Origin of the sequence: Streptomyces sp. ISL-66 (genome assembly GCF_018614135.1) — a bacterium.
GTDB lineage: Bacteria > Actinomycetota > Actinomycetes > Streptomycetales > Streptomycetaceae > Streptomyces.
Window position 1 is genome coordinate 1 of record NZ_JAGGOW010000021.1, and the last position, 22,445, is coordinate 22,445.

At 71.1% G+C, this 22,445-nt stretch carries 22 protein-coding genes; 14 read left to right on the plus strand and 8 right to left on the minus strand.

Features of this window, described 5'->3' with window-relative positions; all coding sequences use genetic code 11:
- Nucleotides 1-151: 151 nt before the first annotated feature.
- Together J7E97_RS04485 and J7E97_RS04490 are read left to right on the plus strand one after the other, a co-directional pair.
- Nucleotides 152-817, plus strand: a complete 666-nt coding sequence (locus tag J7E97_RS04485) for a lysoplasmalogenase (RefSeq protein ID WP_308346373.1) — start codon at nucleotides 152-154, stop codon at nucleotides 815-817.
- 18 nt (nucleotides 818-835) lie between these two features.
- Nucleotides 836-1,879, plus strand: coding sequence for a zinc-dependent alcohol dehydrogenase family protein (locus J7E97_RS04490; RefSeq protein WP_215022512.1), 1,044 nt, complete (start codon nucleotides 836-838; stop codon nucleotides 1,877-1,879).
- Nucleotides 1,880-1,949: 70 nt separating this feature from the next.
- On the opposite strand, the gene J7E97_RS04495 is transcribed toward J7E97_RS04490, so the two are convergent.
- Complete coding sequence (locus J7E97_RS04495) at nucleotides 1,950-3,494, minus strand: S8 family serine peptidase (RefSeq protein WP_215022514.1); 1,545 nt, start codon at nucleotides 3,492-3,494, stop codon at nucleotides 1,950-1,952.
- 251 nt (nucleotides 3,495-3,745) lie between these two features.
- Between J7E97_RS04495 and J7E97_RS04500 the strand changes: the two genes are divergently transcribed.
- The 3 genes from J7E97_RS04500 (at nucleotide 3,746) to moaA (ending at nucleotide 6,950) form a co-directional block, all read left to right on the plus strand.
- Complete coding sequence (locus J7E97_RS04500; protein ID WP_215022517.1) at nucleotides 3,746-4,111, plus strand: DUF485 domain-containing protein; 366 nt, start codon at nucleotides 3,746-3,748, stop codon at nucleotides 4,109-4,111.
- Between the two features lie 11 nt (nucleotides 4,112-4,122).
- The gene (locus J7E97_RS04505; protein ID WP_374224109.1) at nucleotides 4,123-5,763 is read left to right on the plus strand and encodes a cation acetate symporter; all 1,641 of its coding nucleotides are present in this window, start codon (nucleotides 4,123-4,125) and stop codon (nucleotides 5,761-5,763) included.
- Between the two features lie 197 nt (nucleotides 5,764-5,960).
- Nucleotides 5,961-6,950: a GTP 3',8-cyclase MoaA gene (gene moaA, locus J7E97_RS04510; RefSeq protein WP_215022519.1), complete on the plus strand. Its 990-nt coding sequence runs from the start codon at nucleotides 5,961-5,963 to the stop codon at nucleotides 6,948-6,950.
- A gap of 74 nt (nucleotides 6,951-7,024) precedes the next feature.
- Here the strand turns inward: moaA and J7E97_RS04515 are convergent, their stop codons facing one another.
- Nucleotides 7,025-7,273, minus strand: a complete 249-nt coding sequence (locus J7E97_RS04515) for a hypothetical protein (protein WP_215022521.1) — start codon at nucleotides 7,271-7,273, stop codon at nucleotides 7,025-7,027.
- 136 nt (nucleotides 7,274-7,409) lie between these two features.
- Entirely contained in the window at nucleotides 7,410-7,742 is a 333-nt protein-coding gene (locus J7E97_RS04520; protein ID WP_215022523.1) for a DUF3099 domain-containing protein, read from the minus strand.
- A gap of 179 nt (nucleotides 7,743-7,921) precedes the next feature.
- Between J7E97_RS04520 and J7E97_RS04525 the strand changes: the two genes are divergently transcribed.
- Complete coding sequence (locus J7E97_RS04525; protein ID WP_215022525.1) at nucleotides 7,922-8,200, plus strand: GlsB/YeaQ/YmgE family stress response membrane protein; 279 nt, start codon at nucleotides 7,922-7,924, stop codon at nucleotides 8,198-8,200.
- Between the two features lie 103 nt (nucleotides 8,201-8,303).
- Here the strand turns inward: J7E97_RS04525 and tyrS are convergent, their stop codons facing one another.
- From tyrS to J7E97_RS04540, 3 genes are all read right to left on the minus strand, one after another.
- Nucleotides 8,304-9,569, minus strand: coding sequence for a tyrosine--tRNA ligase (gene tyrS / locus J7E97_RS04530; RefSeq protein ID WP_215022528.1), 1,266 nt, complete (start codon nucleotides 9,567-9,569; stop codon nucleotides 8,304-8,306).
- Nucleotides 9,570-9,683: 114 nt separating this feature from the next.
- Nucleotides 9,684-11,084: a metallopeptidase TldD-related protein gene (locus tag J7E97_RS04535; RefSeq protein WP_215022530.1), complete on the minus strand. Its 1,401-nt coding sequence runs from the start codon at nucleotides 11,082-11,084 to the stop codon at nucleotides 9,684-9,686.
- Nucleotides 11,081-12,604 carry a TldD/PmbA family protein gene (locus J7E97_RS04540; RefSeq protein ID WP_215022531.1) on the minus strand — a complete coding sequence of 508 codons (1,524 nt, stop codon included), beginning with the start codon at nucleotides 12,602-12,604 and terminating at the stop codon, nucleotides 11,081-11,083. The genes J7E97_RS04535 and J7E97_RS04540 overlap by 4 nt, the downstream gene beginning before the upstream one ends.
- 184 nt (nucleotides 12,605-12,788) lie before the next feature.
- On the opposite strand from J7E97_RS04540, the gene fabG reads away from it, so the two are divergent.
- The 3 genes from fabG (at nucleotide 12,789) to J7E97_RS04555 (ending at nucleotide 14,909) form a co-directional block, all read left to right on the plus strand.
- A complete protein-coding gene (gene fabG / locus J7E97_RS04545) occupies nucleotides 12,789-13,508 on the plus strand; it encodes a 3-oxoacyl-[acyl-carrier-protein] reductase (RefSeq protein ID WP_215022533.1) in 720 nt (239 codons plus the stop codon).
- A 5-nt stretch (nucleotides 13,509-13,513) separates the two neighbouring features.
- The gene (gene fabI / locus J7E97_RS04550; protein ID WP_215022535.1) at nucleotides 13,514-14,287 is read left to right on the plus strand and encodes an enoyl-ACP reductase FabI; all 774 of its coding nucleotides are present in this window, start codon (nucleotides 13,514-13,516) and stop codon (nucleotides 14,285-14,287) included.
- 169 nt (nucleotides 14,288-14,456) lie between these two features.
- Nucleotides 14,457-14,909, plus strand: a complete 453-nt coding sequence (locus tag J7E97_RS04555; protein ID WP_215022537.1) for a hypothetical protein — start codon at nucleotides 14,457-14,459, stop codon at nucleotides 14,907-14,909.
- Here J7E97_RS04555 and J7E97_RS04560 read toward each other — a convergent pair.
- Nucleotides 14,890-15,606 (minus strand): FadR/GntR family transcriptional regulator, encoded by a 717-nt coding sequence (locus J7E97_RS04560; protein WP_215022539.1) that lies wholly within the window; start codon nucleotides 15,604-15,606, stop codon nucleotides 14,890-14,892. The two genes, J7E97_RS04555 and J7E97_RS04560, sit on opposite strands and share 20 nt — an antisense overlap.
- 78 nt (nucleotides 15,607-15,684) lie before the next feature.
- Here J7E97_RS04560 and J7E97_RS04565 point away from each other — a divergent pair, with 78 nt between their 5' ends.
- The 4 genes from J7E97_RS04565 (at nucleotide 15,685) to J7E97_RS04575 (ending at nucleotide 18,107) form a co-directional block, all read left to right on the plus strand.
- Nucleotides 15,685-16,992 carry an MFS transporter gene (locus tag J7E97_RS04565; RefSeq protein ID WP_215022541.1) on the plus strand — a complete coding sequence of 436 codons (1,308 nt, stop codon included), beginning with the start codon at nucleotides 15,685-15,687 and terminating at the stop codon, nucleotides 16,990-16,992.
- A gap of 5 nt (nucleotides 16,993-16,997) precedes the next feature.
- A complete protein-coding gene (locus J7E97_RS35540) occupies nucleotides 16,998-17,117 on the plus strand; it encodes an SGM_5486 family transporter-associated protein (RefSeq protein ID WP_251053817.1) in 120 nt (39 codons plus the stop codon).
- A 150-nt stretch (nucleotides 17,118-17,267) separates the two neighbouring features.
- Entirely contained in the window at nucleotides 17,268-17,468 is a 201-nt protein-coding gene (locus tag J7E97_RS04570) for a hypothetical protein (RefSeq protein WP_215022543.1), read from the plus strand.
- A gap of 120 nt (nucleotides 17,469-17,588) precedes the next feature.
- Entirely contained in the window at nucleotides 17,589-18,107 is a 519-nt protein-coding gene (locus J7E97_RS04575; protein WP_215022545.1) for a histidine phosphatase family protein, read from the plus strand.
- A 151-nt stretch (nucleotides 18,108-18,258) separates the two neighbouring features.
- Here J7E97_RS04575 and serB read toward each other — a convergent pair whose 3' ends face one another.
- Nucleotides 18,259-19,458, minus strand: a complete 1,200-nt coding sequence (gene serB, locus J7E97_RS04580) for a phosphoserine phosphatase SerB (protein WP_215022546.1) — start codon at nucleotides 19,456-19,458, stop codon at nucleotides 18,259-18,261.
- 406 nt (nucleotides 19,459-19,864) lie between these two features.
- Here serB and J7E97_RS04585 point away from each other — a divergent pair, with 406 nt between their 5' ends.
- Nucleotides 19,865-22,423 (plus strand): FHA domain-containing protein, encoded by a 2,559-nt coding sequence (locus J7E97_RS04585; RefSeq protein ID WP_215022554.1) that lies wholly within the window; start codon nucleotides 19,865-19,867, stop codon nucleotides 22,421-22,423.
- Nucleotides 22,424-22,445 lie beyond the last annotated feature (22 nt).

The window sequence follows — 22,445 nt, forward strand, 5'->3', positions numbered from 1 at the left end:
CCCCGGCGGCGCGGCCGGCCGAGTCGGCGAAGTCCCCGGAGCACGCCGCGTGAGCGCCGGAACGGAGTCGGAGCCCACCGCGCACGCCCCGTCCCGTACGCCGTCCCGGTCGCGCCCCGCCGCATCGCGGAGCGCCGGCCGGGCCGCCCGGGTGCTGCTCGCCGCCTTCGTCCTCGCCACCGCCTTCGACCTCGGCTCGCTGCTGGCCGGCTGGCACCTCGGCCACGTGATCGCCAAGCCGCTGCTGATGCCGCTGCTGCTCGCCCACGTGATCGCGCGGGGCGACGCGCCCCGACTGCTGCTCGCCGCCCTGCTATTCGGCTGGGGCGGGGACCTGGCCCTGCTCTTCGACGCCGATCCCGCCTTCCTGATCGGCATGGGCTCCTTCGCCGCCGGGCACGTCTGTTACCTCGTGCTCTTCGGCCGCCGCCGCACGCGTCCCGCGCTGGGTGCCGCGTACGCCGTCGCGCTCCTGTCCACCGTCACGCTGCTCTGGGGCGACCTGCCCGCCGAGCTGCGGATCCCCGTCGCCGGCTACAGCCTGCTGCTCACGGCCATGGCCTACCGCTCCAGCGCCCTCGGATGGCGGACGGGCCTCGGCGGGGCGCTGTTCCTGCTCTCCGACACGCTCATCGCCACCGGGGTCGCCGAGTGGCCGCAGCCGCCGCGCCCCGACTTCTGGATCATGGCCACGTACCTGGCGGCCCAGTACCTGCTGGCCCGGTACCCGTCGGCCCGGCACCCGCAGGCCGCGGAAGCGGTCGCTCCGGTACAGGCGTACGGTAAGGAGGCCGTACAAGGCTCAACCACCCCCTAGCCGGAGGACTGAACCACCATGCGCGCCACCGTCATCCACGCCCCGCACGACATCCGCGTGGAGGAGGTGCCCGACGCTGCGATCCAGCGCCCCGAGGACGCCGTCGTCCGCGTGCTGCGCGCCTGCATCTGCGGCAGCGACCTGTGGGCCTACCGCGGCGAGGCGGCCCGCCGGCCCGGCCAGCGGATCGGCCACGAGTTCCTCGGAGTCGTCGAGGAGACCGGCTCCGCCGTCTCCGGCCTGCGCGCCGGCGACCTCGTCGTCGCTCCCTTCATGTGGTCCGACGGCACCTGCGACTACTGCTCCGAGGGCCTGTACACCTCCTGCGAGCACGGCGGATTCTGGGGCTCGGTCGGCCACGACGGCGGCCAGGGCGAGGCCGTCAGGGTGCCGTACGCCGACGGCACCCTGGTGAAGCTGCCCGCCGAGGCGGTCTCCGACGACCACCTGCTCACCGCGCTGCTGGCGCTGTCCGACGTCATGGGCACCGGCCACCACGCCGCGCTCGGCGCGGGCGTCCGCGAGGGCTCCACGGTCGCCGTCGTCGGCGACGGCGCGGTCGGCCTGTGCGGCGTCCTCGCCGCCAAGCGCCTCGGCGCCGACCGGATCATCGCCCTGGGCCGCCACTCCTCCCGTACCGACATCGCGAAGCTCTTCGGCGCCACCGACGTGGTCGCCGAGCGCGGCGAGGCCGCCGAGGCGGCCGTGCGCGAGCTCACCGGCGGCCAGGGCGCCCACAGCGTCATCGAGGCGGTCGGCACCGAGATGTCCATGCGGACCGCGGTGAACATCGTCCGCGACGGCGGGGCCATCGGCTACGTCGGCGTCCCGCACGGCAGCGGCACCGGCCTCGACCTCGGTGTCATGTTCGACCGCAACATCACCCTGCGCGGCGGCGTCGCCCCGGTCCGGGCGTACATCCCGGAGCTGCTGGCGGACGTGCTCAGCGGCGCGATCGACCCGTCGCCCGTCTTCGACCGGGCCGTCAGCCTCGACGAGGTCCCGGACGGCTACCGCGCGATGGACGACCGCAGCGCGCTCAAGGTGATGATCACCCCCTGATCCGGAGCGCGGAAGGGCCGGGCGGGGTGAACCCCGCCCGGCCCTTCCGTTTACCGGTGCCGTGCGACGACTACTTGACGGCCTTCAGCGCGTCGACCACGCCGTAGCCGTAGTAGCCGGTCTGGCCCCACTTGCTGTTGCAGGTGGTGGCGTCGATCAGCGCGCCCGTGGCGTCGTAGACCTTCTCGGGGCAGGCCACCTTCGTGGCCTGGCCCTTGAGCATCGCCTGGAGCTGCGAGGGGGTCGCCCACGGGTGGCGGCTCTTGAGCAGGGCCGCGACACCGGCGACGTGCGGGCCGGCCATCGAGGTGCCCTGCTTGTAGCCGTAGCCGCCGCCCGGGACGGTGGACAGCACCCGGCCGTTGGCGTCCGGGGTGGCGGGGACCTGCCACTTGTCGCCGCCGGGGGCCGCGACGTCGACGACGCCCAGGCCGAAGCTGGAGTAGTACGACTTGAAGCCCCGGTCACCGGTCGCGCTCACCGTGACCACGCCCGGCAGCTGGGTGGGCACGTCCAGGCAGACGTGCGGGTCGATCGTGCGGGGGACCGGGGTCGCGTCGTCCGGGCTGCTGGTGTCGACGATGGAGTGGGACGCCAGGTCGTGGTTGGAGTTTCCGGCCGAGGCCACGCTGAGCACGCCCTTGCGCTCGGCGTACTTGGTCGCCCGGGTGAGGGCCTCCACCAGCGCCTTCTGGTCGTCGTCCGACTTGCAGTTGTAGAGCCAGGGGTCGACGTAATAGCTGTTGTTGGTCACCTCGATCCCCTTCTCGGCGGCGAACATGAAGCCGCAGACGACCGCCTCGGTGAAGAAGAGGCTGGTCGCGGGCTCGCTCACCTTGATCGCGGCGACCTTGACGCCGGGCGCCACGCCGCTGATGCCGATCCCGTTGCGCGCGGCCGCGATGGTGCCCGCCACGTGCGTGCCGTGGTCGCTGCCGTTCACGTACGGACGCCAGGCGCCGTCGGTGGTGTCGGCGACGCCGCCGACGCAGTTCGCGGACTGGTCCTTGGAGAAGTTCGCGGCGAGATCCGGGTGGGTGTCGTCGATACCCGTGTCGATGACGCCCACCGTGACGTTCGGGCTGCCATCGTTGATCTTGTGAGCCTGGTCGGCGTTGATCGCGCGAAGGTCCCACTGGTTGGACTCCAGGGGTTCCTGCCCCGGCTCGGCCTGCGCCGCCGCCTTGGCGGCGTCCGCGTCGCTCAGCCTCTGCGTCGTGCCCTCCTCGGTGGTCTGCACCACCGACAGGGGGGCCGTACGGGTGGCGCCGACCGACACGAACAGGCTGCGCTGTCCCCGGAGCTGCTTGGCGAACTCCGGGTTCTGGGAGTGTGCGACCACCACCCCGATCTGCTCATATGCGATGACCACCGTGCCACCGGCCCGTTCGATGGCCTTCGCCGCCTGCTTCACGGTGCCGTACGCGGTCAGGTTCGCCACGTACGACAGCTTGGGGCCGGAGGTGTCGGGCTTGGCGGCCGCCGATTCCGCCGTGTTGCCCAGCGGGGCGGCGTTCGCCGCCACGGCGGGCAGGAAGGCGAGCGAGGCGGTGAGCGCCAGTCCTACCGGAACGGCGAGGGCGCGCCGACGGTTACCGGTTCCCAGACGAGCCATGGGTTCTCCACATCGTCGTGAAAAGCCGCGGGCGCGGTCGCGCCCGACGGGTTCATGACACGCGAACCTAGTGCCGCCGTTCGACTTTGCGCCATCAGTTCGAGAAATCAGTTTTCAAAGGAACCCCGGGTGTTGAACCGTCCCGACGCGCCGGCCGTGCCGTTGGCAGGGGGACCAGCACCACGTCCCCCCACACGGAGGTTGTTTTGTCCGTCGTCCCCACCGCACCCGCGTCACAAGGAGAGTCCCCCGTGTCCACCGAACCAGCGCCGCCCGCGGGCAGCACGGGAACGCCGCCGGCGAGCCCCTCGGCCGAAGCGTTCGTACGCGTCCAGCAGAGCGACGAATTCGCCGAACTGCGCCGCGCCCAGCGCTCCTTCGCCTTCCCGCTCACCGTGGCGTTCATCGCCTGGTACCTGCTCTACGTCCTGCTCTCCAGCTACGCGGGCGACTTCATGGGGACCAAGCTCTTCGGCAACATCAACGTCGCCCTCGTCCTCGGCCTCGCCCAGTTCGCGACGACCTTCCTCATCGCCTGGCTGTACTCGCGCCACGCCGCGGCCAAGCTCGACCCCAAGGCCACGGCCATCAAGGCGCGGATGGAGGCGGGAGCGTGAGCACCCCCCTGCTGCTGGCCGCGGGCACGGCGACGACGGCGGGCACCACCGTCGCCGCCGGCGCCACCGAGCACCGCCCGCTGATCATCACCCTGTTCGGACTGTTCGTGGTCGCCACCCTCGGCATCACGATCTGGGCCGGCCGCCAGACCAAGGACGCCGCCGACTTCTACGCCGGCGGCCGCCAGTTCACCGGCTTCCAGAACGGCCTGGCCATCTCCGGCGACTACATGTCCGCCGCCTCCTTCCTCGGCATCGCCGGAGCCATCGCGCTCTTCGGCTACGACGGCTTCCTCTACTCCATCGGCTTCCTCGTCGCCTGGCTGGTCGCGCTGCTCCTCGTCGCCGAGCCGCTGCGCAACTCCGGCCGCTACACGATGGGCGACGTGCTCGCGTACCGGATGCGCCAGCGCCCCGTACGCACCGCCGCCGGCACTTCCACCATCGTGGTCTCGATCTTCTACCTGCTCGCCCAGATGGCCGGCGCCGGCGTGCTCGTCTCGCTGCTCCTCGGCATCACCAGCGACCTCGGCAAGGTCGTGATCGTCTCGCTGGTCGGCGTGCTGATGATCCTCTACGTCACCATCGGCGGCATGAAGGGCACCACCTGGGTCCAGATGATCAAGGCGGTGCTGCTCATCGCGGGCACCCTGCTGATCACCTTCCTGGTGCTGCTCAAGTTCAACTTCAACATCTCGGACCTGCTCGGCCAGGCCGCCGACAACAGCGGTCAGGGCGTGAAGTTCCTGGAGCCCGGCCTCAAGTACGGCAAGGACTCGATCACCAAGCTGGACTTCATCTCGCTCGGCCTCGCCCTGGTCCTCGGCACCGCCGGCCTGCCGCACATCCTGATCCGCTTCTACACCGTTCCCACGGCCAAGGCCGCCCGCAAGTCCGTCAACTGGGCCATCGGCATCATCGGCGCCTTCTACCTGATGACGATCGTCCTCGGCTTCGGCGCCGCGGCCCTGCTCAAGCGCGTCGACATCATCGCCTCCAACAAGGCCGGCACCACAGCGGCCCCGCTGCTCGCCCAGGAGATCGGCGGCGGCGCGGACTCCACCGGCGGCGCGATCCTGCTCGCCGTGATCTCCGCGGTGGCCTTCGCCACCATCCTCGCGGTCGTCGCGGGCCTGACGCTGGCCTCGTCCTCCTCCTTCGCCCACGACATCTACGTCAACGTGATCCGCAAGGGCAAGGCCACCGAGAAGGAAGAGGTGCGGGCGGCCCGCTGGTCCACCGTGGTCATCGGAGCCGTCGCCATCGGCCTCGGCGCCCTGGCCCGCGACCTCAACGTGGCCGGCCTCGTCGCCCTCGCCTTCGCGGTCGCGGCCTCCGCCAACCTGCCGACGATCCTCTACAGCCTCTTCTGGAAGCGCTTCACGACCCAGGGAGCGCTGTGGTCCATCTACGGCGGCCTGGTCTCCTCGGTCGTCCTGGTGCTCTTCTCCCCGGTCGTCTCCGGGAAGCCCACCTCCATGTTCAAGGGCGCCGACTTCTACTGGTTCCCCCTGGAGAACCCCGGCATCATCTCCATCCCGCTCGGCTTCCTGCTGGGCTGGCTGGGAACCGTCCTCTCCAAGGAGAAGGCCGACCCCCAGAAGTTCGCGGAGCTCGAGGTCCGCTCACTGACGGGCACCGGCGCGCACTGACACCCAGCGCCGGGGCGAGACAGCACGAACACCGAGCGTGGCCGTGTCGTACTTCCCTACGACACGGCCACGTCCCGTCTCGTTCGTTCCGGCACCTCTACAAGTCACAGGCGTCGCGTAGGCTCGGTGGTAGCGCTCGCCCTGTAGTCCACGGCGACGCAACACCTCTACAAACCGGACAGGGGAGGGGGCTCACAGTGCTTCTCGACACTTACGGCCGCGTGGCCACTGACCTGCGTGTCTCGCTCACCGACCGGTGCAACCTGCGCTGTACGTACTGCATGCCCGAGGAGGGCCTGCAGTGGCTCGGCAAGTCCGATCTGCTCAGCGACGACGAGATCGTCCGGCTGATCCGCATCGCCGTCACCCAGCTCGGCATCGAAGAGGTCCGCTTCACCGGCGGCGAGCCGCTCCTGCGCCCCGGCCTCGTCGGGATCGTCGAGCAGTGCGCGGCCCTGGAGCCCCGCCCCCAGATGTCGCTGACCACCAACGGCATCGGCCTCAAGCGCACCGCGCAGGCCCTCAAGGCCGCAGGCCTGGACCGGGTGAACGTGTCCCTGGACACCCTGCGCCCCGAGGTCTTCAAGACCCTCACCCGGCGCGACCGCCACAAGGACGTCATCGAGGGCATGGCCGCCGCCCGCGAGGCCGGCCTCACCCCCGTCAAGGTCAACGCCGTGCTCATGCCGGGGCTGAACGACGACGAGGCCCCCGACCTGCTCGCCTGGGCCGTGGAGAACGAGTACGAGCTCCGCTTCATCGAGCAGATGCCGCTCGACGCCCAGCACGGCTGGAAGCGCGAGGGCATGATCACCGCCGGGGACATCCTGCAGTCCCTGCGCACCCGCTTCACGCTCACCGAGCAAGGCTCCGAGGAGCGCGGCTCCGCCCCGGCCGAGCGCTGGGTCGTCGACGGCGGCCCGGCCACCGTCGGCGTCATTGCCTCGGTCACCCGCCCCTTCTGCGGAGCCTGCGACCGTACCCGCCTGACCGCCGACGGCCAGGTCCGTACGTGCCTCTTCGCCACCGAGGAGTCGGACCTGCGCGCGGCCCTGCGCTCGGGCGCCGCGGACGAGGAGATCGCCCGGCTGTGGAAGCTGGCGATGTGGGGCAAGAAGGCCGGGTCCGGTCTCGACGACCCGTCCTTCCTGCAGCCCGACCGCCCGATGTCGGCGATCGGCGGCTGACCCTCCGTCAGCACGGCCCGAGGGCTCGGACCGGCCGGTGCCGTGACCGGAAGGGTTCCTTCCCGGTCACGGCGCTAGATCCGTTCCGAGCCCTCGGGCTGTACCCACTCCTCCAGCCTCACCACGTCCTTGAGGAAACCGCGGACCCCCAGGAACTGGGACAGGTGCTCGCGGTGCTCTTCGCACGCCAGCCACGTCTTGCGGCGCTCGGGGGTGTGCAGCTTCGGGTTGTTCCACGCCAGGACCCAGGAGGCCGCGTCGCGGCAGCCCTTCGCCGAACAGGTCGGCGTGTCGTTCGGGGGGGATTCGTCAAGGGGAGTCACGGCTCAACCCTAAGACGGGAAGGCGACGCCGAGCAGCCACGGGGGGAGCTGCCCGGCGTCGGTCCGTCGCTCCGACGGGGGATGCGGAGCGCGTAGGCAGTATGTCACGCAGGACCCGGTGCGGTGCACTGGAACCTCATGATTGATCTGAGCTTTTCTTGAGCTTTCCGTCGCCCAGTGCGGGGTGCACAGGAGCCGGGATGAAGTGCGAAGGCAGGGACGGCGTCGACTCGCGGCCCGCGTTGGCGATGACCACCGCCACGTACGGCAGCAGGGCCCCCGCGACGAGCGTCACGATGGCCACGGGCCGCTGCACGTTCCACAGGACGACCGTCGCGACGACCGACAGGGTCCTGATCACCATCGAGATCACGTACCGGCGCTGTCGGCCCCGTACGTCCTCGGCGAGGCCCATCCGCGCCCCCGTGATCCGGAAGACCTCGGCCCCGTTCCGCTTCTTCCGCTCCACAACCCACCACCCGATCGACCGCCGGACACGCCCCGGCCCGGACGCTTCCACCGTACGCCGCCCCCGCGGACCCCGGGCGCAGGGGGTGTCCCCCGAACGGAGCTGCCCGAAATGCGCCGTGGGCCGGACGGATCGAGACTGGGCCCACATGCGCACGACGCGCCAGGAGGAGGCTCGACATGCATTGGTTGTGGGCGATCATCGTCGGTTTCGTGCTGGGCCTGATAGCCCGGGCGATCCTGCCGGGCAAGCAGCATCAGCCCCTGTGGCTGACCGCCGTCTTCGGCATCATCGGCGCCGTGCTCGGCAACGCCGTGGCCACCTGGATCGGCGTCGACGAGACGCGCGGCATCGACTGGATCCGGCACCTGCTGCAGCTTGCCGGAGCGGTCGTGATCGTCGGTCTCGGTGACCTGCTCTACGGCATGGTCCGGGGCAACAAGCGGCAGATGACCTAGGTCGGGTCCGCCGCGCGGCGGGCGACGAGGCGGGGGCCGGCCCGGACGACGTGTCCGGGCCGGCCCCCGCGCCGTGCGCGCCGTACGGGCTCGCGACCGCGGATCAGCCGGTGACCTCGACCGCCGCCAGGTTCTTCTTGCCGCGGCGCAGCACGAGCCAGCGCCCGTGCAGCAGGTCCTCCTTGGCGGGGACCGCGTCCTCGGCGGTGACCTTCACGTTGTTCACGTAGGCGCCGCCCTCCTTCACGGTCCGCCGGCCGGCCGACTTGCTGGCGACCAGCCCGGTCTCCGCGAGCAGGTCCACGACCTGGCCCGGCTCGGAGACCTTGGCCTGCGGCAGCTCGGACAGGGCCGCGGCCAGTGTGGCCTCGTCCAGGTCCGCCAGCTCGCCCTGGCCGAACAGCGCCTTGGACGCCGCGATCACGGCGGCGCACTGGTCGGCGCCGTGCACCAGCGTGGTCAGCTCCTGCGCGAGCGCCCGCTGGGCGGCGCGCGCCTGCGGACGCTCGGCGGTCTGCGCCTCCAGCGCCTCCAGCTCCTCGCGGGTCTGGAAGGAGAGGATGCGCATGTAGGTGGAGACGTCCCGGTCGTCCACGTTCAGCCAGAACTGGTAGAACGCGTACGGGGTGGTCATCTCCGGGTCGAGCCAGACGGCGCCGCTCTCGGACTTGCCGAACTTGGTGCCGTCCGCCTTGACCATCAGCGGGGTCGCGATGGCGTGGACGTGCGCGTCCGGCTCCACGCGGTGGATCAGGTCGAGACCGGCGGTGAGGTTGCCCCACTGGTCGGAGCCGCCCTGCTGGAGCACGCAGCCGTAGCGCCGGTACAACTCCAGGAAGTCCATGCCCTGGAGCAGCTGGTAGCTGAACTCCGTGTAGCTGATGCCCTGGTCGGACTCCAGCCGCTTGGCGACCGAGTCCTTCGTCAGCATCTTGTTGACGCGGAAGTGCTTGCCGATGTCCCGGAGGAACTCGATGGCGGACATGCCCGCCGTCCAGTCCAGGTTGTTCACCATGACCGCCGCGTTCTCGCCCTCGAAGGACAGGAACGGCTCGATCTGGGAACGCAGGCGCGACACCCAGTTCGCGACGGTCTCCGGGTCGTTCAGGGTGCGCTCGGCGGTCGGCCTGGGATCGCCGATCTGCCCGGTGGCCCCGCCGACCAGCGCCAGCGGACGGTGGCCCGCCTGCTGGAGCCGGCGCACGGTGAGGACCTGCACCAGGTGACCCACGTGCAGCGAGGCCGCCGTCGGGTCGAAGCCGCAATAGAACGTGACGGGACCGTCCGCGAACGCCTTGCGCAGCGCTTCTTCGTCGGTGGACTGGGCGAACAGCCCGCGCCACTTCAGTTCGTCGACGATGTCCGTCACGGTTCCGGGTCTCCTTGAACGAGATGAAAGAGAGGATGAACGAGATGGTGAACGAGGTGAAACAGAAAGCCGAGGGGGGTTTCCCCGCCAGTCTAGGCGGGGAAGGTCCGCACCTCAGACGCCCTTGCTGACCGAGCTCATGTTGAAGTCCGGGATCCGCAGCGCCGGCATCGCCGCCCGCGTGAACCAGTCGCTCCACTCGCGCGGCAGGGTCTTCTCGGTCCGGCCGGCCTCCGAGGCCCGCGACAGCAGGTCCACGGGGGACTCGTTGAACCGGAAGTTGTTGACCTCGCCGACGACCTGGCCCTTCTCCACCAGGTAGACGCCGTCCCGGGTCAGGCCCGTGAGCAGCAGCGTCGCCGGGTCCACCTCGCGGATGTACCAGAGGCAGGTCAGCAGCAGCCCGCGCTCGGTCTCCGCGACCATCTCCTCCAGCGACTTCTCGCCGCCCCCGTCCAGGATCAGGTTCCCGAACGACGGCGAGACCGGCAGCCCGGTCAGGCCCGCGCTGTGCCGGGTCGTGGTCAGCCGGGCCAGCTCACCGTCCTTGATCCACTCGGTGGCCGGGACCGGCAGGCCGTTGTCGAAGACGGACGCGTCGTCGCCGGAGCTGTGCGCGATCACGAAGGGCGCGGACTCCAGACCGGGCGCGTTCGGGTCGCTGCGCAGGGTCAGCGGCAGCGGGGAGAGCCGCTCGCCGAGCCGGGTGCCGCCGCCGGGCTTGGCGAAGACCGTCCGGCCCTCCACCGCGTCCCGGGCCGCCGCCGACCACATCTGGTAGATCATCAGGTCGGCCACCGCCGTGGGCGGCAGCAGGGTCTCGTACCGCCCGGCGGGCAGGTCGATCTTCCGCTCGGCCCAGCCGAGTCGCACGGCCAGCTCCGCGTCGAGCACGGTCGGGTCCACGTCCTTGAAGTCCCGCGTCGAGCGGCCCGCCCAGGCCGAGCGCTGGCGGTCCGGGGACTTCGCGTTGAGCTCCAGGGTGCCGTTGGGCTGGTCGTGGCGCAGGCGCAGCCCCGTGGAGGTGCCCACGTAGCTGGAGACCAGCTCGTGGTTGGCGAAGCCGTACAGCTCCCGGCTGCCCGCGCGGGCCCGGGCGAAGGCCTCGCCGAGGGCCGGGGCGAAGTCGGCGAAGACCGCGGAGGAGGTCTCGGCCGGGGCGTCGGTGAAGTCCGGCGAGGCCGGGGTGCCCGTCACCAGCGGCTGCGCGTCCTCCGCCGGGCCGGCGCCGCGGGCGGCCGCCTCGGCGGCCCGGACCAGCGGCTCCAGGTCCGCGGCCGTGACGGCGGAGCGCGAGACGACCCCCGAGGCCGTGCCCTCCTTGCCGTCGACGGTGGCGATGACGGTCAGGGTCCGCCCGCGGGTGACGCCGTTCGTGGTCAGGGCATTGCCCGCCCAGCGCAGGTTCGCCGTCGACTCCTCGTCGGCGATGACGACGCAGCCGTCGGCGGTGGACAGTGCCAGGGCCCGCTCGGCGATCTCGTGGGGACGGGTACGGGTACTCGACGACTTCATCGCCCGGCCTCCTGGGTGGTGTTCAGGATGTTCACGTCGCGGAACAGTGCGGACGGGCAGCCGTGCGAGACGGCCGCGACCTGGCCCGGCTGGGCCTTGCCGCAGTTGAAGGCGCCGCCCAGGACGTAGGTCTGCGGTCCGCCGACCTTCTCCATCGACCCCCAGAACTCGGTGGTCGTGGCCTGGTAGGCGACGTCTCGCAGCTGCCCGGCCAGCTTGCCGTTCTCGATGCGGAAGAAGCGCTGCCCGGTGAACTGGAAGTTGTAGCGCTGCATGTCGATCGACCAGGACCGGTCGCCGACCACGTAGATCCCGCGCTCGACCCCGCCGATCAGGTCCTCGGTGGAGAGACCGCCCGGATCGGGCCGGAGCGAGACGTTCGCCATCCGCTGCACCGGGACGTGCCCGGGGGAGTCGGCGTAGGCGCAGCCGTTGGAGCGGCCGAGGCCGGTCAGCTTCGCGATCCGCCGGTCCGTCTGGTAGCCGGCCAGGGTGCCGTCCTTGACCAGGTCCCAGCTCTGCGCTTCGACGCCCTCGTCGTCGTAGCCGATGGTGGCCAGCCCGTGCTCGGCGGTCCGGTCGCCCGTCACGTTCATGACGGGGGAGCCGTAGGTGAGCTTGCCCAGCTGGTCGAAGGTGGCGAAGGAGGTCCCGGCGTACGCCGCCTCGTAGCCCAGCGCCCGGTCCAGCTCGGTGGCGTGGCCGATGGACTCGTGGATGGTGAGCCACAGGTTGGACGGGTCCACGACCAGGTCGTAGCGCCCGGCTTCGACACCCGGGGCCCGCATCTTCTCGGCGAGCAGCCCGGGGATCGCCTCCAGCTCGGAGTTCCAGTCCCAGCCGGTGCCGGTCAGGTACTCCCAGCCGCGCCCGGCCGGCGGGGCGATGGTGCGCATGGAGTCGAACTCGCCGGTGGTCGCGTTCACGGCGACGGCGGTGAGCTGCGGGTGGATGCGCACGCGCTGCTGGGTGGTGGAGGTGCCCGCGGTGTCGGCGTAGAACTTGTTCTCGTGGACGGCCAGGAGCGAGGCGTCCACGTGGGCCACTCCGTCGGCGGCCAGCAGCCGCGCGCTGAAGTCGGCGAGCAGCGCCGCCTTCTCGGTGTCCGGCACCTCGAAGGGGTCCACGTCGTAGGCGGAGATCCAGGTCTTGTCCTTGTGCACCGGCTCCTCGGCGAGCTCGACCCGCTCGTCGGAGCCGGCCGCCTTGATCACCTTGGCGGAGAGCTGGGCCATGGCCACGGCCTGCGAGGCCACCTTGGCGGCCCCGTCCATGGTCAGGTCCACACCGGAGGCGAACCCCCAGCTGCCCCCGTGGACGACGCGGACCGCGTAGCCGAGGTCGGTGGTGTCGGACCCGCCGGAGGGCTTGGCGTCCCGCAGCCGCCAGGAGGCGCTGCGGATCCGCTCCAGGCGGAAGTCGGCATGATCGGCACCCAGCGCGCGGGCCCGGGCGAGCGCCGCGTCGGCGAGCGCCCGCAAAGGCAGCGCGGTGAAGGCCGCGTCGATGGAATGGGGCACGGAAGTCCTCCCGAGGTCGGGGCAGATAGCACGATCATGTCGCGCCGTGGGTCGCCGTGCCTACATCTTTCTGTAGGGACTCGACAGAGCCCGTACCGAGGCCCTGTCGGAGCTCGATTCTGTGGATGGGGGATTCGACCTATAGGTTTTTGGTATTCAGACCGCTAGTCGAAAGGGTGATCCGTTGAGCCGCTCGGTTCTCGTCACCGGAGGAAACCGGGGCATCGGCCTCGCCATCGCCCGAGCCTTCGCGGAGGGCGGAGACAAGGTCGCGATCACGTACCGGTCGGGTGAACCGCCGGCGGAGCTCACGGCTCTGGGCGTGCTGGCGGTCCGTTGCGACATCACCGACTCCGAGCAGGTGGACCGGGCGTACAAGGAGATCGAGGACGCGCACGGCGCGGTCGAGGTCCTGGTCGCCAACGCGGGCATCACCAAGGACACGCTGCTGATGCGCATGTCCGAGGAAGATTTCGCCTCGGTCGTCGACACCAACCTCACCGGCACCTTCCGCGTCGTCAAGCGCGCGAACCGCGGCATGCTCCGCGCCAAGAAGGGCCGCGTCGTCCTGATCTCCTCGGTCGTCGGCCTGCTCGGCTCGGCCGGCCAGGCCAACTACGCGGCCTCCAAGGCCGCGCTGGTCGGCTTCGCCCGCTCCCTCGCCCGTGAGCTGGGCTCCCGCAACATCACCTTCAACGTCGTCGCCCCGGGATTCGTGGACACCGACATGACGAAGGTGCTCACCGACGAGCAGCGTGCCGGCATCGTTGGCCAGGTGCCCCTGGGCCGTTACGCGCGGCCCGAGGAAATCGCGGCCGCCGTCAGCTTCCTGGCGTCCGACAACGCCGCGTACATCACCGGAGCCGTCATTCCCGTTGACGGCGGATTGGGCATGGGTCACTGATCACCATGAGTGGAATTCTCGACGGCAAGCGCATCCTCATCACGGGGGTGCTGATGGAGTCCTCCATCGCCTTCCACACCGCCCGGCTGGCCCAGGAGCAGGGCGCCGAGGTCATCCTCACCGCGTTCCCGCGGCCGACGCTGACCGAGCGCATCGCCCGCAAGCTGCCCAAGCCGGCCAAGGTGATCGAACTCGACGTCACCAACGACGAGCACCTGGCGCGCGTGGAGGAGCTCGTCCGCGCGGAGCTCGGCGGCCTCGACGGCGTCGTCCACTCCATCGGTTTCGCGCCGCAGGACGCGCTCGGCGGCAACTTCCTGAACACGCCGTTCGAGTCGGTCGCCACCGCCATGCACGTCTCGGCGTTCTCGCTGAAGTCGCTGACCATGGCGTGCAAGCCGCTGTTCCCGGCGAACGAGGGCGCCGCGATCGTCGGCCTCACCTTCGACGCGCAGTACGCGTGGCCGCAGTACGACTGGATGGGCCCGGCCAAGGCCGCGCTGGAGGCCACCAGCCGCTACCTCGCCCGCGACCTGGGCAAGGAGAAGATCCGCTGCAACCTGATCTCGGCGGGCCCGATCGGCTCGATGGCCGCGAAGTCCATCCCGGGCTTCTCGGACCTGGCGGAGGTCTGGAACCAGCGCTCCCCGATGGAGTGGGACATGGCGGACCCGGATCCCGCGGGCCGCGGCGTCGTCGCCCTGCTGTCGGACTGGTTCCCGAAGACCACCGGCGAGATCATCCACGTCGACGGCGGTCTGCACGCGATGGGTGCCTGACCTGCCCGGTCGAGGTCCTGTCCATCCGTACGGCGGCGGGGGCCGCGGCGGGTGACTCGATCAGATTTTCGCCGTCTGACCAGATCTTCCCGAGTCGAGAATCGGGACATTCCCCTGCAAACTGACCCCGTCGGGATCTTCCCGGTTTCTGCGGGGAGGAGGTGCGGGAGTGGGCGCGAGGCGGAGCCGAGCGGTATCGCTACTGGTCACCTCGGTGGTCCTGGCCGGATTCCTGATCCCGGGAGCCGTCGCGCGGTCCGGCGGCGACGATCCGGCCTCCGGCCCCGAGGCCGTGGCCCCGGTCCCCGGCCCGGGGGAGCGGGCCGCCGTGGACGTGGCCCAGATCCCCGTGGAGCCGCCCGTACAGCCCGCGCGGCCCGCCGCCCGGGAACTCTTCGGCGCCGACTGCGACACCCGGATCGAGGGCTCGCAGGTGGTCGCGTACTGCCACAACGGCTATCCCGAGACCGATCTGATCCGCCTGCACGTGGAGTGCGACCGCTGGTGGGACGTGGACGGGGACGGCGCCGCCGTGGCGCTCGGCCCGGCCGGCCGGGCCGAGCTCACCAGCCGCTGCTGGAAGGAAGTCCGCTCCGCCTGGGTCAGCCACCAGCGGCAGTGACGGCCTGCGGCCCCCCGTCGGGCCGCGCCTCCGTGCCCAGGCACACGAACGGGTAGCCGGCCGCCTCCGAGGCCGCCGTGTCCCCGTCCCCGCGCCGGATCGCCTCGATCAGGCGGGCGTGGTCCAGGTGCGCCGCGGCGCCGAGGTCCGTGCCCACGTCGGCGCGCAGCCAGTCGGCCACCAGATCGCCGAGGTCCGCGTACAGCTCGATGAGCACGTCGTTGTGCGAGGCCGCCACCACCGCCATGTGCAGGGCCACGTCCGCCGCGACGAACACCTCCGCGTCCCCGCCCGACCACGCCTGCTCGCGCCGCGCCAGCAGCGCGTCCAGCTGTACGAGGTCACGCGCGGTCCGCCGCTCCGCCGCGAGGCGGGCCGCCGAGGACTCCATCGTCGAGCGCAGCTCCGCGATGTGGCGCGGATCGGCCCCCGCGAAGCGGCGGTGCATCACGCCGGCCAGCTCGCTGGTGGCGAGGACGTAGGTCCCCGAGCCCTGGCGGATGTCGAGGAGGCCGTTGTGCGCGAGGGCCCGGACGGCCTCCCGCACCGTGTTGCGCGCGACTCCCAGCAGCTCGACGAGCTCCGGCTCGGTGGGGATGCGGGAGCCGACCGGCCATTCGCCGGTGGTGATCTGGTTCCTGAGCTGGGCGATCACCTGGTCGACGAGCGCGGATCGCCGGGGCGAGGTCAGCGGCATGCGGTCGGGGTTCCTTTGCGGACAGGGAAGGTGAGGACGACTGGACAACCAATCATCCCATGATTCTATGATGGTTGAATGTCCGACGAAGAAATCCAGACCCTGAACCGGCCGGGGGCGGCGCGCACGGCCTCCTCCCAGCCCCTCGCCACCGCCGCCGCCGCGGGCGCCGCCCCGCAACCGGCGTGGCTCGGCCCCGCGCTCCTCGTCGGCATCGTGCTGGCCGCCCTCAACCTGCGGCCCGCCATCACCAGCCTCGGCGCCCTCTTCGAAGAGACCCGGACCGGCCTCGGCATGAGCGGCACCGTCGCCGGACTCATCACCTCCGTACCCGCCCTCTGCTTCGCCCTCTTCGGCGTCACCGCGCCCCGGCTCTCCCGCCGCTTCGGCCCGGCCGCCGTCGTCTGCGCCGGCATGGTCGCCGTCGCCGCCGGCCTGCTGATCCGGCCCTTCGCGAGCAACGCCGCCGGTTTCCTCGCCGCCAGTGCCCTGACCCTGGCCGGCATAGCCCTGACCAACGTGCTCCTGCCCGTGATCGTCAAGCGCTGGTTCCCGGACCGCGTCGGCACCATGACCGGCCTCTACTCCATGGCCCTGGCCGCCGGCACCTCGCTCGCCGCGGCCGCCACCGTCCCGATGACCGAGGCCCTCGGCGGCAGCTGGCGCACCGGCCTGCTGATCTGGAGCTTCCTCGCCCTGGCCGCCGTACTGCCCTGGCTGGCCATCGCCGCCGCCGCCCGCAAGGAGAAGGCGGCCGCCGCCCCCGCGGATCCGGCCGCCCGCGCCACCGCCGGCCCGCGCGTCGTGCGCAGCCGCACCGCCTGGGCCCTCGCCTGCTACTTCGGCCTCCAGGCCACCGGCGCGTACATCACCATGGGCTGGCTCCCGCAGATCTTCCGCGACGCCGGGGTCTCCGCCGGCACGGCGGGCGTCCTGCTCGCCGTCACCATGGTCATGGGCGTCCCGCTCGCCTTCGTCATCCCCGGCCTCGCCGGGCGGATGAAGAACCAGGCCCCCATCGCCGTCGTCCTCGGCCTCTTCGGCATCGCCGGCTACCTCGGGCTCTACCTCGCCCCCGCCGCCGGCGCCTGGGCCTGGGCCGTCCTGCTCGGCGTCTCCAACTGCGCCTTCCCCCTCGTCATCACGCTGATCGGACTGCGCGCCAAGTCCCCGGCCGGGGTGGCCAAGCTCTCCGCCTTTGCACAGAGCACCGGCTACCTCATCTCCATCCCCGGACCGCTCCTCATCGGCGCCCTCTACCAGCACAGCGGCGGCTGGGACCTGCCCCTCGCCCTCATGGCCGGACTGCTCGTCCCGCAGATCGCCCTCGGCCTGCTCGCGGGCCGGGACCGCACGATCGAGGCCGAATGCGGCATGCAAGACTGAACGACATGTCGCCCGTACTCGAACCGAACCCCCAGAACGGTCACAAGAAGCTCGGCCTCGTGCTGGGCGCGATGCTCGTCCTGACCGTGATCATCTCCGTCATCGCCACCCTCGCCTCCCCGTAACGGCGCCGTTGGTGGGGTTATCCCCCCAACCCCTAGGGGGTCAGGCTCAGGGTGAAGTGGGGTGCGTCCCCGATGGGAACCGCCGGCTCGAATCCTTAGATTCGAAGAGCAAGAGCGAGTCCGTCCCACGCGCACCCCACGGAGGCGGCCATGTCGGCCCCCACGCACACGTCCCCTCCCCGGGCCCTCGGGGCCGATGCCCGACTGCCCTGGTGGGCGCTGGCCCTGCCCGCCCTCGCCTTCGGCCTGCTGCTGGTCCTGCTCGCCGGATCCGGCGAGGCCCACGCCGCCTCCGGCGGCGGCTCCGCCCTCGTCCAGGTCACCGAACAGCTGCTGCGCGCCGTCGGCTGACAGCACACGGAGCACCGGACCCCGCCCGCGCGCCCGTGCGCCGGGGGTGTGCCCGCACCTGGGGGTGAGCCCCCTCAACACCCTGCGCCCCATGGCTCGATCCATGCGAAGCTGGGAATCATGAGCGCCGACACACCCCGCAGGATCGTCCTCCTCCGGCACGCCAAGGCCGAATGGTCGGACGGCACAGACCACGACCGCCCGCTGGCGGAGCGCGGCCGTCACGATGCCCCGGCAGCCGGCCAGAAGCTGGCCCAGACCGGCATCACCTTCGACCTGGCCCTCTGCTCCAGTGCGGCCCGGACCCGCGAGACCTGGAAGCTCGCCGTCCAGGAGCTCGCGCACCGGCCGAAGACCTCGTACGAGGACCGGCTCTACGAAGCTTCGCTGGGCGAGCTCATCGCCCTGCTGAACGAAACCTCCGACGACGTCGCGAACCTGCTGGTCATCGGCCACAACCCCGGCATGCACGCCCTCGCCGACGCCCTGTCCCGGAGCGCGCAGGGCGACGTACTGGCCCGGATGAACCGCAGGGGCTTCCCGACCTCCGCCCTCGCCGTCGTCTCCTTCACCGGCTCGTGGAAGACCGTGGAACACGGCGTGGGCACCCTGCTGGACTTCTGGACCCCGCACGGCTGACCACCGCACGGCTGACCACCGCACGGCTGACCACCGCACGGCTGACCACCGCACGGCTGACCACCCCACGGCTGACCACACGCCCATGACGGAGCGGGCCCGGCACGGTGGACGTGCCGGGCCCGCTCCGTCATGACCGGGTGGGCCGCGATCACGCCAGGTCGGCGGCCTCGACCTCTTCCCGGGTGATCCCGAGCAGGTACAGCACGGCGTCCAGGAACGGCACGTTCACCGCCGTGTGCGCGGCCTCGCGCACCACGGGCTTGGCGCAGAACGCCACGCCCAGCCCGGCGGCGTTCAGCATGTCCAGGTCGTTGGCGCCGTCACCGATGGCCACCGTCTGGGCCAGCGGTACGCCGGCCTCCGCGGCGAAGCGGCGCAGGAGCCGGGCCTTGCCGGCCCGGTCCACGATCTCGCCGACGACCTTGCCGGTCAGCTTGCCGTCGACGATCTCCAGGGTGTTGGCGGCGGCGAAGTCCAGGCCGAGCCGCTCCCGCAGATCGTCCGTCACCTGCGTGAACCCGCCGGACACGATGCCCACCTGATAGCCGAGGCGCTTGAGGGTCCGGATCAGGGTCCGGGCACCCGGGGTGAGGCGCACCTCGGAGCGGACCTTGTCCACGACGGAGGCGTCCAGCCCCTCCAGCAGCGCGACCCGGGCGTGCAGCGACTGCTCGAAGTCCAGCTCGCCGCGCATGGCACGCTCGGTCACCTCGGCGACCTCGGCCTCACAGCCGGCGTGCGCGGCGAAGAGCTCGATGACCTCGTCCTGGATCAGCGTCGAGTCGACGTCCATGACGACGAGGCGCTGGGCACGCCGGTGCAGCCCGGCCGATACCACGGCCACGTCCACGCCGATGTGTGCGGCGGCGGTGGCCAGGGCGGTGCGCAGCGGCTCGGTCTCGGTGCCGGAGACGGCGAACTCCACGGCCGTCACCGGATACTTCGCCAGCCGGAAGATGCGGTCGATGTTGCCGCCGGTCGCGGTGATCCGCGCCGCGACGGCGGCCGTGGACTCGGAGGTGAGCGGGTTCCCGAGCACGGTGACGTGCGAACGGCCACTTCCGCGCGGCCGGTTGTCACCGGTGCCGGAAAGGATCTCCGCCTGCAGCTTGAGGGACTCGGCCCAGCTGTGGACGGTGGCCCGCAGCTCGCCCTCGGTGCCGGCGGTGGGGTGGGTGACGAGGGCGCACAGGACGATGCGGCCCCGCGTGACGACCTGCTCGATGTCGACGACGTCGACGGAGTAGGCGGCGAGGGTGTCGAACAGCCCGGCGGTGATCCCGGGACGGTCCTTGCCGAAGATCTTGACGAGGAGGGTGGGGACGTCGGAGGTCTGCGAAGCGCTCATGGTGCCTTCACCGTATCTCCCCGGGCTCCGGCCGCGGACCCCCGTCCCACCTGCCGGAACCGTTTCGGTCCGTACGGACGTGCGGTGGCTGCTCGGCGGCCCGCGGCGGCCATGCCGCGGCCAGGCCACGGCCATGCGGCGGATGTGCCGCGGCCACGCGAGGGGCGCCGCCGTCCGCCCTTCCCGCCGCCCCGGGATGCCGACGGCGGCGGGAAGGGCGCGGCGGGAAGTCCCGAATCGCACACTCCGGGTGATTTTCCACCCCCTCGGCGAGCCTCCGCGTGCTCCGCCAAGTGGCCCGGATTCCCCTTGTGGCCGCGCGCCTGAAATAGTTCCCCCGGATGTTCGCCATCCCTAGACTCCCTGACGTCATGGGGGGTTCTCGGGGGACTTAAGTGGGGCTGGAGTGCCGGAACTCGTACTGGAATTGAATGGAAGGACCTGGACGCTCGATCCGTCCAGGTCGTACTCGCTGGGGCGCGATCCTCAGGGAGACGTGGTGATCGATGACGCCCGGGTGTCGTGGCGGCACGCCACGATCGCCTGGAACGGGCGGGGTTGGGGGATCGAGGATCACGGGAGCACCAACGGCACGTACGTGCGGGGGGCGAGGGTCCAGCACGCCGAGCTCGTGCCCGGCACGCCGGTACACCTGGGCAACGCGACCGACGGGCCGCGGCTGAATCCCGTCGCCGGAGCGGCCGCGGCCGCCCCGGTGCCGCAGCCGGCCGCGGCGCAGCAGTCGCCCGCTCAGGCGTACGCGCAGCAGCCGCCGGCCCAGCCGCGGCAGCAGGCGTGGGAACAGCAGGTCCAGCAGCCGCTGCCGCAGCAGCAGGCACAGCAGGCCCAGCAGGCTCCGGCGTTCCCGCAGCAGCAGGCACAGCAGGCACAGCAGGCACAGCAGGCCCAGCAGGCACAGCCGTTCCCGCAGCAGCAGGGCGGCGCCGGCTACGGCGACCACCGCAGCCCGACGACGTTCCACCAGCTCGAGCTGGGCCACGTCATCCGGATCGGCCGCGCGCTGGAGAACGAGCTGGTGGTCTCCGACCTCCAGGTCTCGCGCAACCACGCCGAGTTCCACTCGATGCCGGGCGGCCGCTTCGAGATCCGCGACCTGGGCAGCCACAACGGCACCTATGTCAACGGCCAGCCGCTGGCGAAGTCCGGCACCGCGCTGCTCGGCCCGAACGACATCGTCGGCGTCGGCCACTCCACCTTCCGGATCGTCGGCGACCGCCTCGAGGAGTTCGTCGACACCGGTGACGTCTCCTTCTCGGCCCGCCACCTCACGGTCACGGTCGACGGCGGCAAGCAGATCCTCAAGGACGTCACCTTCGGCGTCCCGGAGAAGTCGCTGATCGGCGTCATCGGCCCGTCGGGCTCCGGCAAGTCGACGCTGCTCAAGGCGCTGACCGGCTACCGCCCGGCCAACCAGGGCGACGTCCTCTACGACAACCGCAACCTGTACAAGCAGTTCGCGGAGCTCCGTCAGCGCATCGGCCTGGTCCCGCAGGACGACATCCTGCACAAGGAGCTGAAGGTCAGCACCGCGCTCAAGTACGCGGCCAAGCTCCGCTTCCCGGGCGACACCGCCGAGTCCGAGCGCGCCGCCCGCATCAACGAGGTGCTCGGCGAGCTCAAGCTCGACATCCACAAGGACAAGAAGATCACCTCGCTCTCGGGTGGTCAGCGCAAGCGCGTGTCCGTGGCCCTGGAGCTGCTCACCAAGCCGTCGCTGATCTTCCTGGACGAGCCGACCTCCGGCCTCGACCCGGGCATGGACCGCGACGTCATGCAGCTGCTGCGCGGGCTCGCCGACGACGGCCGCACGGTCCTCGTCGTCACCCACTCGGTGGCCGAGCTGGCCATCTGCGACAAGCTGCTGGTCATGGCACCGGGCGGTTCGGTCGCGTACTTCGGCCCGCCGGACGAGGCGCTGAACTTCTTCGGCTACTCGACCTGGGCCGACGTGTTCTCCGCCTTCGAGAGCTACCGCGACTACGACTGGGCGGGCCGCTGGAAGGGCTCCCAGCACTACCAGCTGTACGCGGCCGACATCGACGCGGTCGCCCCGCAGTCGGTGCAGCCCGCCGTGCAGCAGACCCGGCCGCCGAAGCCGCAGGGCTGGGGCTCCCAGCTCTGGACGCTGATCCGCCGCTACGTGTCGGTCATCGCGTCCGACAAGGGCTTCATCGGTCTGATGCTGATCCTCCCGGCGGTCCTGGGCGTGGTCTCCACGGTCATCCCGGCGACCTTCGGCCTCGCACCGCCGAAGCCGCCGTCCGTGTTCAACAGCGCGGCCGGCACGATCACGCTGATCCTCGCGGTCGGCATGTGCTTCTCGGGCGCCGCCAACTCGGTCCGAGAGCTGATCAAGGAACGGGTGATCTACGAGCGGGAACGCGCGACGGGCCTGTCCCGGTCCGCGTACCTGATGTCGAAGGTGATCGTCCTCGGCGTCATCACCGCCATCCAGGGCGTGATCATCTGCGGGATCGGCTTCTTCCCCCGCGACATGCCGACCGAGGGCCTGTTCATGTCGCCGGCCGTCGAGATCTGCCTGTCGATCACCGCGCTCGGCTTCACCTCGATGATGTTCGGCCTGGTCATCTCCTCGCTGGTGAAGACCGCCGAGAAGACGATGCCGCTGCTGGTCATGTTCGCGATCATCCAGGTCGTCTTCACCGGAATCCTCTTCCAGGTCTACGACTCCCCGGGCCTGGAGCAGATCGCCTGGCTGATGCCGTCCCGCTGGGCCGTCGCCGCCGCCGGCACCACGCTGCACCTCAGCACGCTCATGGCGCCCTGGGACCGCGACAACCCGGACAACACCGACCCGCTCTGGGACGCCACGGTCGGCCAGTGGAGCTTCGACATCATCGTCCTGGTCCTGCTGGGCGTCGCCTGCGGCTTCGCGGTCGCGCGCCTGCTGCGCCGCCACGAGCCCGAGGTCATGCGCAAGTGAGGCCCGGGGCCGCGCGTCCGTA

What these genes read in the sequence shown, in the direction of transcription:
- J7E97_RS04560 (WP_215022539.1), bottom strand. Translation starts at nt 15,606, where the DNA reads ATGCCGCTGACCTCGCCCCGGCGATCCGCGCTCGTCGACCAGGTGATC.
- fabI (WP_215022535.1), top strand. Translation starts at nt 13,514, where the DNA reads ATGAGTGGAATTCTCGACGGCAAGCGCATCCTCATCACGGGGGTGCTG.
- J7E97_RS04535 (WP_215022530.1), bottom strand. Translation starts at nt 11,084, where the DNA reads ATGAAGTCGTCGAGTACCCGTACCCGTCCCCACGAGATCGCCGAGCGG.
- J7E97_RS04570 (WP_215022543.1), top strand. Translation starts at nt 17,268, where the DNA reads ATGTCGGCCCCCACGCACACGTCCCCTCCCCGGGCCCTCGGGGCCGAT.
- J7E97_RS04525 (WP_215022525.1), top strand. Translation starts at nt 7,922, where the DNA reads ATGCATTGGTTGTGGGCGATCATCGTCGGTTTCGTGCTGGGCCTGATA.
- serB (WP_215022546.1), bottom strand. Translation starts at nt 19,458, where the DNA reads ATGAGCGCTTCGCAGACCTCCGACGTCCCCACCCTCCTCGTCAAGATC.
- J7E97_RS04490 (WP_215022512.1), top strand. Translation starts at nt 836, where the DNA reads ATGCGCGCCACCGTCATCCACGCCCCGCACGACATCCGCGTGGAGGAG.
- J7E97_RS35540 (WP_251053817.1), top strand. Translation starts at nt 16,998, where the DNA reads ATGTCGCCCGTACTCGAACCGAACCCCCAGAACGGTCACAAGAAGCTC.
- J7E97_RS04575 (WP_215022545.1), top strand. Translation starts at nt 17,589, where the DNA reads ATGAGCGCCGACACACCCCGCAGGATCGTCCTCCTCCGGCACGCCAAG.
- J7E97_RS04495 (WP_215022514.1), bottom strand. Translation starts at nt 3,494, where the DNA reads ATGGCTCGTCTGGGAACCGGTAACCGTCGGCGCGCCCTCGCCGTTCCG.
- J7E97_RS04565 (WP_215022541.1), top strand. Translation starts at nt 15,685, where the DNA reads ATGTCCGACGAAGAAATCCAGACCCTGAACCGGCCGGGGGCGGCGCGC.